The following is a 10,670-nucleotide window of genomic DNA, read 5'->3' as shown; positions in this document are numbered from 1 at the left end:
GGAGGCGTTGGCTTGTGGTTGGTTCAGCGGCTGTCCACGTCACGGCCGGTGGCCAGGTCCGCGCAGTCCACCTCTTCGACCAGCCGCTCATCCAGCCAGTCCCGCGCACCGCGGTCACCGGACAGGGACTCGGCCAGGTCCCCCCAGTGCGCCCGGCCGATGAGCACCGGGTGACCTGGCTCGCTGCCGAAGACGGCCCGGCGGACGGTCTGCTCGTCGGTGACGCCGTCGGTGAGCACCCGGCGTACCACCGCGGCTGTGACGTCGGGCAGGTCGACCAGGTGGATGGCCACCACCTCGGCGTCGGTATCGCCCAGCGCGGCCAACCCCCAGGACAGCGAGGCCGACATCCCTCGGCGCCAATCGGTGCACTCCACCACCTGGACGTTCTCGGGGACCAATGCGCGGGCTGCCACCGCACCGGCTCCGAGTACGACGGTCACCTCGGCGCAGCCACCGTCGGCCAACGCGGCGACGGCCCGCGGCAACCAGGGGCCGGCCTCGTCGGCGACCAGCGCCTTCGGGGTGCCCATCCGGGCACCACGGCCGGCCGCGAGCAGCAGGCCGGCGACACGGGACATGGGGCCAGCATGACCGATCCCGGACGGCTGCCCGGCACCGCCTCGCCCAGGTCAGCACGGTGGCACCGAGACCGAACGCAAAGGCTCCGCCGATCCGGCTGACAGGCCGGTGTCACCGGCGTACCGTGAATCGGGGGCAAGCGACCGTTTGTGAGAGCAGGGGAACGGGCATGCGACACACATTCTCCCTCACCGCACTGGTGGTGCTGATCGCCGGACTGCTGGCCGGTCCTGCCGGGGCGGCGTCGCCGCCCGGGGACCCGGAGGTGGTGCCGGGGAGCTGGATCGTCACCCTGGCGCCGTCCGAGGATCCACGTCGGGCCGCGCCGGAGCTGGCCCGCCGGCACGGAGGCCAGGTCGGGCACGTCTACAGCAACGTGCTCAACGGCTTCTCCTTCCGCGGCAATGCCCGCGCCGCGCAGGCGCTGGCCCGCAACCCTCGGGTGCAGGCCGTGGCCGCCGACCGACCGGTGCACGCGACCGCCCAGACCGACCCGACCGGCATCCGCCGGATCGGCACCCTCGCCGCGCTGGCCGAGGGCCACGACGGTGCGGGTGTCCGGGTCGCGATCCTGGACACCGGGATCGCCGACCATCCCGACCTGCGTATCGATCGCGCCGCCGGGAAGTCGTGCATCAGCGGCGAGACCACGCAGGACGGGAACAGCCATGGCACCCATGTGGCGGGCTCGGTGGCGGCCGTCGACAATGACCTCGGGGTCCGCGGCGTGGCCTCCGGGGCGACCGTGGTGCCGGTCAAGGTGCTCAGCAACAGCGGCAGCGGCAGTTGGGCCTCAGTGATCTGCGGTGTGGACCATGTCACCGCCCAGGGCTTCGGTGTCGCCAACATGAGTCTGGGTGGCTCGGGCAGCGCCGGGCCGGCCTGCGGCCGACCGGACACCGACCCGCTGCGCCAGGCCATCTGTGACTCGGTGGCGGCCGGCAGTGCCTACACGGTGGCCGCGGGCAACGAGGGTGCCAACGCCGGCAGCAGTGTCCCTGCAGCCTTCCCGGAGGTGATCACGGTCTCCGCGCTGGCGGACTTCGACGGCGCTTCGGGTGGCACCGGCGGCTGCGCCAGCTTCCCGGGTCTGGGCCGGATGTGCGACGACACCTTCGCGAAGTTCAGCAACTACGGGGCGGCGGTCGACGTGATCGCGCCCGGCGTCTCGATCAACTCCACGGTGCTCAACAACGGCTACGGCACCAAGTCGGGCACCAGCATGGCCGCCCCGCATGTGGCCGGGGTGGTGGCCTTGATGATCGCCGCGGATCCGACGCTCACCCCGGCCCAGATCCGGAGCCTGCTGCAGGTCACCGGCGAGTGCCCCGACACCACGGTGAACAGCAGCGGCGGCACCTGCGCCGGCCAGGGAGCCTGGTCGGGCGACCGCGACGGCATCCCCGAGCCGCTGGTGAACGCGGCCCGTGCCGCCGCGGCGGCCGCCGGCAACGGCGGTGGCGGCGGCGGTGGTGGTGGCACCGACCCGGAGCCCGAGCCCGACCCGGACCCGGAGCCGGACCCGCTCAACCTGGGCGTGACGGCGTACAAGGTCAAGGGCGTCAAACACGCCGACCTGACCTGGAGCGGCGCCGGCACGGCTCAGGTGCAGGTCCTGCGTGACGGAGCGCCGATCGCCACCGTGCCGAACACGGGCTCCTACACCCACGATTCCGGAGGTCGTGGCGGGGGCAGCCACAGCTATCAGATCTGCGAAGTGGGCAGCGACCCGCCGGTCTGTTCAGCCGTGGTCACGGTCAGCCACTGACGCGGTGTCGCCCGCCGGGTGCGGGCGGGGACGCAGAAGGGCCCCGCACGAGGCGGGGCCCTTCCGTGGTTCAGCGGTGGCTGGACTCAGTCGCTGCGTGCGATCAGAAGTCCATGCCGCCCATGTCGCCGCCACCGGGCATGGCCGGAGCGGCCTCCGGCTTGTCGGCCACGACGACCTCGGTGGTGAGGAACAGCGCAGCGATCGACGCGGCGTTCTGCAGCGCCGAGCGCGTCACCTTGGCCGGGTCGATGATGCCCTCGGCCACCATGTCGACGTACTCGCCGGTGGCCGCGTTGAGGCCGTGGCCCGGGGTCAGGTTGCGCACCTTCTCCGCGACGACGCCGCCCTCGAGGCCGGCGTTGATGGCGATCTGCTTCAGTGGAGCCGAGGTGGCCAGCTGCACGATCGCCGCACCGGTGGCCTCGTCGCCCTCCAGGTCGAGCTTGGCGAACGCCCCGGCCGCAGCCTGGACCAGCGCCACGCCGCCACCGGCGACGATGCCCTCCTCAACGGCAGCCTTCGCGTTGCGGACGGCGTCCTCGATGCGGTGCTTGCGCTCCTTGAGCTCGACCTCGGTGGCCGCGCCGACCTTGATCACTGCCACGCCGCCGGCCAGCTTGGCCAGGCGCTCCTGCAGCTTCTCGCGGTCGTAGTCGGAGTCGCTCTTCTCGATCTCGGCACGGATCTGGTTCACCCGGCCGTCGATCTGGCCCTGGTCACCGGCACCCTCGACGATGGTGGTCTCGTCCTTGGTGATGACGACCTTGCGGGCCTGGCCGAGCAGCTCCAGTCCAGCGGTCTCCAGCTTGAGGCCGACCTCTTCGGAGATGACCTGGCCACCGGTCAGGATCGCGATGTCCTGCAACATGGCCTTGCGGCGGTCACCGAAGCCGGGGGCCTTGACGGCGACCGACTTGAAGGTGCCCTTGATCTTGTTGACGACCAGGGTGGACAGCGCCTCACCGTCGACGTCCTCGGCGATGATGACCAGCGGCTTGCCGGACTGGATGACCTTCTCCAGCAGCGGCAGCAGGTCCTTGACTCCGGAGATCTTGGAGTTGGCGATCAGGATGTAGGGGTCCTCCAGGACCGTCTCCATCCGCTCGGGGTCGGTGACGAAGTAGGCCGAGATGTAGCCCTTGTCGAACCGCATACCCTCGGTCAGCTCGAGGTCCAGCCCGAAGGTGTTGGACTCCTCGACGGTGATGACGCCTTCCTTGCCGACCTTGTCCATCGCCTCGGCGATGATCTCGCCGACGGTGGAGTCGGCCGCGGAGATGCTCGCGGTGGACGCGATCTGCTCCTTGGTCTCGACGTCCTTGGCCATGCCGAGCAGCTGCTCGGAGACGGCCTCGACGGCCGCCTCGATGCCCCGCTTGAGGCCCATCGGGTTGGCACCGGCGGCCACGTTGCGCAGGCCCTCACGGACCATCGCCTGGGCCAGCACGGTGGCGGTGGTGGTGCCGTCGCCGGCGACGTCGTCGGTCTTCTTGGCGACCTCCTTGACGAGCTCGGCGCCGATCTTCTCGAACGGCTCCTCCAGCTCGATCTCCTTGGCGATGCTCACACCATCGTTGGTGATGGTGGGGGCTCCCCACTTCTTCTCAAGGACGACGTTGCGTCCCTTGGGACCGAGCGTGACCTTCACGGCGTCGGCGAGGGTGTTCATCCCTCGCTCGAGGCCGCGGCGCGCTTCCTCGTTGAATGCAATCAGCTTTGACATGACTTGAGTGCGAATCCCATCCGACTAAACGATTCGTGGTCGGCTCGGAGTGTTGCCCGCGACGGACGACCCGGCTGGCCCGACGGTCCCTTCCCGCCGGCGCTGAGGGCCTCAACCCACCGATCCGCGTTGTCACTCTCATGGCGAGAGTGCCAACACATGTTTAGCACTCGGACCCCGAGAGTGCAAGCACGGGGGCCGGTTTCCCGCTGTGCGGGCGGGCCTCAGGGCGGTCAGCGACCGAGGCGAGCGGCGACCAGATCGACGTACGGCTCCGCGTTGCCGGGCATCGCGTCGAGATAGAGACCCGGTTCGGTCGCCTCGATCTCGCTGACGACCCAGGCTCCGTCGTGGTGCAGCATGTCGATCCGGGCGTAGTCCAACGGCTCCCCGGTGAGCGACCCGGCGGCCTGCCAGGCCTGCCTCGCCAACGCGTGTTGCGCCTCGTCGACGGAGTGGATGGTGACGGTGGCGCCCCGCTCCTCGTGGGCCCGGATCTCACCGGCCGCAGGCACCTTGCGGACCGCGCTGACCACCGCGCCGTCGATCACGAAGACCGAGACCTCACCGAGGGTCCGGATCGACTCGACCAGCGGTTGGGCGAGCGTGGGGACGACCACCGGGTCACCGTCGGCCCGATCCGCGATCAGCACCCCTCGCCCACCGGCGCCGACCCGCGGCTTGAGCACCGCTGTGCCGAAGGCGGTGACCGCTGCTGCCACGTCGTCGACCAGCAGGGTCGGCACCACCGGCAGGTCACCGAGCCGAGTCAGGTAGGCCTTGTCGACGTTCCACGCGAAGACGCCCGACCCGTTCAGGATCGGGGTGGCTCGCTCGACGTCCCTCGCCCAGGCGAGGAACTCCTCCGGCCGTTCGGTGTAGTCCCAGGTGGACCGGACCGCGACCAGGTCCGCCGCCGCCCAGTCGACGGCGGCATCGTCCCAGGCCACCCAGGCGGCCTCGATGCCGCGCTCCTTGAGCGTCACGTCGAGGGCGGCGGCACCGGGCTCACCGGCAGGCAGGTCACGGCAGGTCACCAGGAGTACGTCGGGCACCGGACCAGCCTAGGCGGGCGCTGCCGCGGCCTCGATGTGGGTTCGTAGTCACCTGCTGACTGCGATCCCACATCTAGCCTCATGCCAGGCACCTGCACGGAAGGGATGACGCGACCGCAGCAGCCGTGTCAGGCTCAGAGGATGATGCGGCTGCTGGGCCTCCTCGGCGGACTCTCCACCGCCCTCGATCTGGGCACCGGGGCACCGATGGAGGAGTCGCTGCGCCGCTGCGTGATGGCGACACGGCTGGGCCGGGCCGCCGGCCTCCCCGACGAGGTGGTCGCAGACGCTCTCTACGCGGCACTGCTCGAGCACCTCGGCTGCACGGCGTACACGCATGAGTTGGCGGCCGCCCTCGGTGACGACATCAGCGCGGTGCGCGCCAGCTTCCTCAGCGATCCGTCGTCACCGGTGGCGATGCTGCGCACCATGATCCCGATGGTCGCCGAGGCCAGCGGACACAGCCGGACCAGGGTCCTGGCCGCCGCCCTCAGATCCGGCAACCGCATCGACGCGGAGGGGCCGGCCGCCACCTGCGAGGTCGCCCGGAACGCAGCGGCCCGACTCGGGCTCCCCGCCTCGGTCCAGGAGGCACTCGGGCACACCACGGCGATGTGGGACGGCTCCTCGCACCCCCCGGTGTCCGGTGACGCGATCCCGCTGCTGGCCCGGCTCGGACAGGTCGCGTCGGTGGCGACCATGTTCACCCTGGCCGCCGGCCCGGCGTACGCCGTGGCGGAGGTACGCCGACGCGAGGGCACGCAGCTCGACCCCGCCCTGGCGTTGCTGGTGACCGAGGAACTACTCACCGACATCGCCGACCTGGACCCCTGCGAGGAGGTGCTGGCCCTGGAGCCGGACCCGGTCCGGCGGGTCAGCCACGACGAACTCCCCGACGTGGCCCGCACCTTCGGGGACCTGGTCGACCTGAAGAGCCCCTGGCTGCACGGCCACTCGACCGCAGTCGGGGACCTCGCGGCGTCCGCCGGCGCGTGCCTGGCGATGGCGCCGGAGGAGCAGCAGGCGCTGCGGGTGGCCGGCTACCTGCACGACCTCGGCCGGATCGGGGTGTCCAGCCGGATCTGGGACCAGTCCCGGGCACTGACCACCAGTGAACGTGCCCAAGTGGAACTGCACCCCTGGCACACCGAGCAGATCCTGGGCCGGGTGCCGGAACTGCGTGACATCGCCGCACTGGCGGTGGCCCACCACGAACGGCTCGACGGGAGCGGCTACCACCGGCGGGCGGTCGCCGCCCAGTTGCCGACCGGGGCCCGGGTGCTGGCGGCCGCGGACCGCTACCGCTGTCTGGTCGAGGAGCGTCCACACCGCCCGGCGGTGACCGCGGAGCGGGCTGCGGCGGCGGTCACCGCCGAGGCCCGGGCTGGGGCACTGGACGCCGATGCGGTGGCCGCAGTGCTCGAGGCGGCCGGTCACCTGCGCCGCTCCCGGCGACCCCGCCCCGGGGGGCTGACCGAGCGCCAGGTCGACGTGCTCCGGCTGCTGGCCGCCGGCCGCTCCAACCGTCAGATCGCCGCCGACCTGGTGATCTCGCCGCGCACCGCGGAGCACCATGTGCAGGACCTGTACGCCCGGATCGGGGTCTCCACCCGGGCCGGGGCGGCCGTCTTCGCGATGGAGCACGGTCTGCTGCTCAAATCTGGGTAGATCTGCCCATTCGCGCACCCCTCCGGCCGGCGCACGCTGGCCCCATGGCGACCACGACGACTCCTGACAGCCGGGACAGGCTCTTCACCCGGGGATTCATTCTGCTCACCCTCGGTGAGCTGGCCTACCTGACCACGGACGGGATGGCGATCTTCTTGATTCCGGTGTACGCCGCCGGGCCACTGGAGGCGGGCCAGGCGGGCGCCGGACTGGCCTTCGGCGCCTTCGCGCTCTCCGCGTTGGCCCTGCGTCCCTGGGTGGGGCGCTTCGCCGACACCCGAGGGCGGCGGCCGCTGCTGATCGGTGGGGCGCTGGTGGCAGCACTGGCACTGGCATTGACCGCGCAGGCGACCGACCTCGCCTCCCTGGTCGCACTGCGGCTGCTGGCCGGGGTGGGTGAGGCGGCTGTCTTCACCGCGATCTTCGCCGCCATCGCCGACCTGGCGCCGCCGAGCCGGATGGGCGAGGCGTTGAGCTACAACTCCCTGGCCCTCTACCTGGGCCTGGCTGCCGGCCCGCCGATCGCCGAACTGATGGTCAGCCACGCCGGCTTCGCGGCGGCGTGGTACCTGGCCGCCGGTCTCGCCGTCGCGGCCGCCGCCACCTTCGTGTTCGTGCCGGAGAGCCGCGTCCTGGACGAGTCCGTGGAGCGGCACCCGCTGATCCACCGGCCCTCACTCCCGGTCGCGCTGGGCTTCCTGGCCTCGATCGTCGCGATGGGCGGCTTCCTGGCCTTCGTGGCCCTGCACGCCGACGACCTGGGCATGACGCGGACCAGCCTGCCGTTGTTCCTCTACGGCATCACGGTCGTGGTCGGCCGGGTGACGATGGCGAAGCTGGTCGACCGGGTGCCGCCGTTGCGGCTGGCGGCCGTGGCCCTGGTGGCGATGGCCGTCGGGCTCACCGTCGCCGCCACTGCGCCGTCACCGGGGTGGTTGCTGCTCGGCGTACTCGTCCTCGCCATCGGTGTCACCTTCAGCACCCCGGCGTTCTTCGCCGCGATCTTCGCCACCGCCGGCCCGTCCGAGCGGGGCGCAGCCTCGGCGATGGCCAGCGCCGCCCTGGACCTGGGCCTCGGAGCCGGCCCGATCCTGCTGGGCTACGTCGCCGGCGCAGCGGGGATCGGGTGGGCGTTCGGGGTCGCTGCCGGGGTGGCGCTGGCCGGGGCCGGCTGGACGCTCACCCGACGGCTCTCCCCCCGGTGAGTCTCACGGGGCGTGGTGACCGAAGGGCAGCCGCTCGGCCAACCCCAGTGCCGCCAGCACCGACGGCGCCATCGCCTTGGCGATCCGTTTGTAGCCCATCCCCGAGGGATGGAACCGGTCCAGGCTGAACATCTCGTCCGGGTTGGTGATGAAGAACGGTCCGGCCACCTGAGCCAGTGACACTGCTCGGGCGCCCATCGCCAGCACCGCCTCACGCTGGGCGCTCGCCAACTGACGCGAGGCCCGAGCCCCCAGCGCGCGCAGCGGCTGCGGCACCGGTCGCAACGCACCGAGGTCGGGGCAGGTGCCCACCACCACCTCGACGCCACGCTCCTGCAGCCACCTCACCGCCTCCTGCAGGTGCAGCACCGACTCGGCGACCGGCACCCGATGGGTGACGTCGTTGCCGCCGACCACGATGACGGCCACATCGGGCCGGTACGACGCGGGCAGAGACGCCAGTTGCTCGGCCACCATGCTGGACTCCGCACCCACCCGGGCCACGGTCCGCAGCCGCACCGGTCGCTGGGCGGCCTTGGCCACCTCCCGGGCCAGCCGGACCCCGAGGGTGTCCTTGGGTCGGTCGGCACCGAGCCCGGCGGCCACCGAGTCGCCGACCATCAGCAGATCGATCCGGGTGCCGGCGTACCGCTTCCGGACGGTGCCGTCGGCGTCCGGCGCCTGCTCACCCAGCGGCTTGCCGATCGCCCGTCGGGTGATCGCCGCCTGCCGCTGCAGCAGGCCCTGGGCGCCGAGCGTCATCCCGAGCCCCAACCCCACCGCGATCCCGACAGCCAGGCTGCCGGCCCGCATCCGCTTCGTGATCCGTCCCATCGACCCCGTTCAACCAGATCAACTCGAACGTCACCACAACACCAGGGAGGCGCCGGCTGAACACCTCCGGTCCGTTCCGGCGAGACTCGCCGACGAAATGAGTACCCAAGACCATGCCGGCACCGGGCCCGATGCCCCACTCTGGTCCCATGACCACACCTGTGATCGACGTACCGCCGGGCCGGCTGGCCTGGCTGGACGCACAACTGACCGCCTGGCAGGCGTCCGGACTGGTGGAGGCAAGCCAGGCCCAAGCGATCCGCGCGCAGTACACCGCCTCCCGGCGGTTCTCGCTCGGTCGCCTCGCCCTCTACCTCGGGGGCACGTTCATCGGGATCGGGGTGCTGTGGCTGATCGCCGCCAACCTCGACCAGATCCCGCCGGGTGTCCGGTTCACCGCCATCACCCTCATCTGGCTGACCACGATGGTCGGCGCCGAGGCACTGGCGGCCCGCCACCACGACGAACCCTCACCCCTGGTCGGCGCCATCCGCGGCCTGGCCGCGATCGCCTTCGGTGGTGTGATCATGCAGGCCGCGCAGTCGCTGCAGGTGCCGGCCTGGGAGCCGCTGCTGGTCGGACTGTGGGGGCTCGGCGCGCTGATCCACGCCTACGCGATGCGGGCGGTGGCGCCACTGGTTATCGGCCTCGTTCTGTCCTCGGTGTGGATGATCTGGCAGTACGGCGAGGAGTCCGAGGTCGCCGGCGTGGTGACGGCCCTGATCACGATCGGCGTCGCCGGCTCGGCGTTGGCGCTGTTGCACCGGTTCTGGGACCGGCTGACTCCCGGCTTCGTCACCTCGTGGCGTCTCCTCGGCGCCCTCGGCCTGCTGGCCGGGGTGTTCATCGCGGCGCTGCCGATCGACGGGTCGCTGAGTCTGCCGTGGACCGGTTGGCTGCTGCCGGTCGCTGCCGCGGCGCTGCTGGTCGCCGCGATCGCGGTCGCTGGCAGGGCACATCCATGGGAGGCCCCGGTGCCGGCAGCGGCAGCGGTGCTGGCCGGCGTACTGCTCGCCTGGGAGACCACCCGGGACCCGTGGTCGGGGGTGACGGCCGGCGACTGGCTGCACGCGCTGGTCGCGGTCGGCGGCTACCTGCTGCTGGCCACCGGGATCGCCGCCTGGGGTGTGTTGCATGACCACCCGGCGCTGACCTGGGTGGCCGTCGCCGGTCTGGTGGTGTTCACGATCGTGCAGAGCTTCACGGTCTTCGCGGCCGTCATCGAGGGCGCCTGGCTCTTCGTGGTGCTCGGGCTGATCCTGCTCGGCACCGGCTGGTTGGTCGATCGGGGTCGGCGACGACTCGTCGCAGTGATGGAAGGGGATGCGGCATGAGTACGACAGTGATCGCCGGACGCAGGCTGGTGGTGTTGGCGGTGGTGCTCTTCGTCCAGTTCGCGCTGGTGGGGGTCGCCGTGCAGGATCGGCTCTCGGCGCGGGTGCTCGGGGATGAGTACCTGCTCCGGGTCGAGCCGGTCGATCCGTGGGATCCCTTCCGGGGCGCCTACGTCGACCTCGGGTACCCGGACCTGAGCAGCGACCAGGGGGCCTCGCGGGTGCCCGGCGACCGGGGTGCCGTCTTCATCCCGCTGACGGCGCAGGGCTCCGTGCTGGTCGGCGGCCCCGGCACCCGGACCCGGCCCAGCGAGGGGCTCTACCTGCGCTGTGACGACCGGGACTGGCGACTGCGGTGCGGCATCGAGAGCCTCTTCCTGCCGCCCGACAAGGCCCTGGCCACCGAGCGAGCGGTCTGGGAGAGCGACCAGGTGGCGCGGATCAAGCTCGACAGCCGCGGCAATGCCGCGCTGCTGGGGGTCGAGCCGGCGCCGTGAG

9 protein-coding genes are annotated in these 10,670 nt (G+C 71.6%); 5 read left to right on the top strand and 4 right to left on the bottom strand.

Annotation, left to right across the window (positions count from 1 at the left end; translation table 11 throughout):
* Positions 1 to 23: 23 nt before the first annotated feature.
* Positions 24 to 581, bottom strand: a complete 558-nt coding sequence (locus JKG67_RS16820) for a nucleotidyltransferase family protein (RefSeq protein WP_203338507.1) — start codon at positions 579 to 581, stop codon at positions 24 to 26.
* Positions 582 to 751: 170 nt separating this feature from the next.
* Between JKG67_RS16820 and JKG67_RS16815 the strand changes: the two genes are divergently transcribed.
* A complete protein-coding gene (locus JKG67_RS16815) occupies positions 752 to 2,350 on the top strand; it encodes a S8 family serine peptidase (RefSeq protein WP_203338506.1) in 1,599 nt (532 codons plus the stop codon).
* A 103-nt stretch (positions 2,351 to 2,453) separates the two neighbouring features.
* Here the strand turns inward: JKG67_RS16815 and groL are convergent, their stop codons facing one another.
* Positions 2,454 to 4,076: a chaperonin GroEL gene (gene groL, locus JKG67_RS16810; RefSeq protein WP_203338505.1), complete on the bottom strand. Its 1,623-nt coding sequence runs from the start codon at positions 4,074 to 4,076 to the stop codon at positions 2,454 to 2,456.
* Positions 4,077 to 4,309: 233 nt separating this feature from the next.
* Entirely contained in the window at positions 4,310 to 5,131 is an 822-nt protein-coding gene (locus JKG67_RS19140) for an ATP-grasp domain-containing protein (protein WP_203338504.1), read from the bottom strand.
* A 141-nt stretch (positions 5,132 to 5,272) separates the two neighbouring features.
* Here JKG67_RS19140 and JKG67_RS16800 point away from each other — a divergent pair, with 141 nt between their 5' ends.
* Entirely contained in the window at positions 5,273 to 6,799 is a 1,527-nt protein-coding gene (locus tag JKG67_RS16800) for an HD domain-containing phosphohydrolase (RefSeq protein WP_203338503.1), read from the top strand.
* A 44-nt stretch (positions 6,800 to 6,843) separates the two neighbouring features.
* A complete protein-coding gene (locus JKG67_RS16795; RefSeq protein WP_203338502.1) occupies positions 6,844 to 8,004 on the top strand; it encodes an MFS transporter in 1,161 nt (386 codons plus the stop codon).
* Between the two features lie 3 nt (positions 8,005 to 8,007).
* On the opposite strand, the gene JKG67_RS16790 is transcribed toward JKG67_RS16795, so the two are convergent.
* Positions 8,008 to 8,838, bottom strand: coding sequence for an SGNH/GDSL hydrolase family protein (locus JKG67_RS16790; RefSeq protein ID WP_203338501.1), 831 nt, complete (start codon positions 8,836 to 8,838; stop codon positions 8,008 to 8,010).
* Between the two features lie 149 nt (positions 8,839 to 8,987).
* Between JKG67_RS16790 and JKG67_RS16785 the strand changes: the two genes are divergently transcribed.
* Both JKG67_RS16785 and JKG67_RS16780 read left to right on the top strand, forming a co-directional pair.
* Positions 8,988 to 10,172 (top strand): DUF2157 domain-containing protein, encoded by a 1,185-nt coding sequence (locus JKG67_RS16785; protein WP_203338500.1) that lies wholly within the window; start codon positions 8,988 to 8,990, stop codon positions 10,170 to 10,172.
* A complete protein-coding gene (locus JKG67_RS16780) occupies positions 10,169 to 10,669 on the top strand; it encodes a GDYXXLXY domain-containing protein (protein WP_203338499.1) in 501 nt (166 codons plus the stop codon). The genes JKG67_RS16785 and JKG67_RS16780 overlap by 4 nt, the downstream gene beginning before the upstream one ends.
* The last annotated feature ends 1 nt before the right edge of the window (position 10,670 follow it).

This window comes from Nocardioides limicola (assembly GCF_016827675.1).
GTDB lineage: Bacteria > Actinomycetota > Actinomycetes > Propionibacteriales > Nocardioidaceae > Nocardioides > Nocardioides limicola.
This window is presented reverse-complemented; position numbering and strand designations above follow the sequence as displayed.

Bases quoted from the DNA above. Each gene is read 5' to 3' on its own strand.
- JKG67_RS16820 (WP_203338507.1), bottom strand. From the start codon at position 581: ATGTCCCGTGTCGCCGGCCTGCTGCTCGCGGCCGGCCGTGGTGCCCGG.
- JKG67_RS16815 (WP_203338506.1), top strand. From the start codon at position 752: ATGCGACACACATTCTCCCTCACCGCACTGGTGGTGCTGATCGCCGGA.
- groL (WP_203338505.1), bottom strand. From the start codon at position 4,076: ATGTCAAAGCTGATTGCATTCAACGAGGAAGCGCGCCGCGGCCTCGAG.
- JKG67_RS16800 (WP_203338503.1), top strand. From the start codon at position 5,273: ATGATGCGGCTGCTGGGCCTCCTCGGCGGACTCTCCACCGCCCTCGAT.
- JKG67_RS16795 (WP_203338502.1), top strand. From the start codon at position 6,844: ATGGCGACCACGACGACTCCTGACAGCCGGGACAGGCTCTTCACCCGG.
- JKG67_RS16790 (WP_203338501.1), bottom strand. From the start codon at position 8,838: ATGGGACGGATCACGAAGCGGATGCGGGCCGGCAGCCTGGCTGTCGGG.
- JKG67_RS16785 (WP_203338500.1), top strand. From the start codon at position 8,988: ATGACCACACCTGTGATCGACGTACCGCCGGGCCGGCTGGCCTGGCTG.
- JKG67_RS16780 (WP_203338499.1), top strand. From the start codon at position 10,169: ATGAGTACGACAGTGATCGCCGGACGCAGGCTGGTGGTGTTGGCGGTG.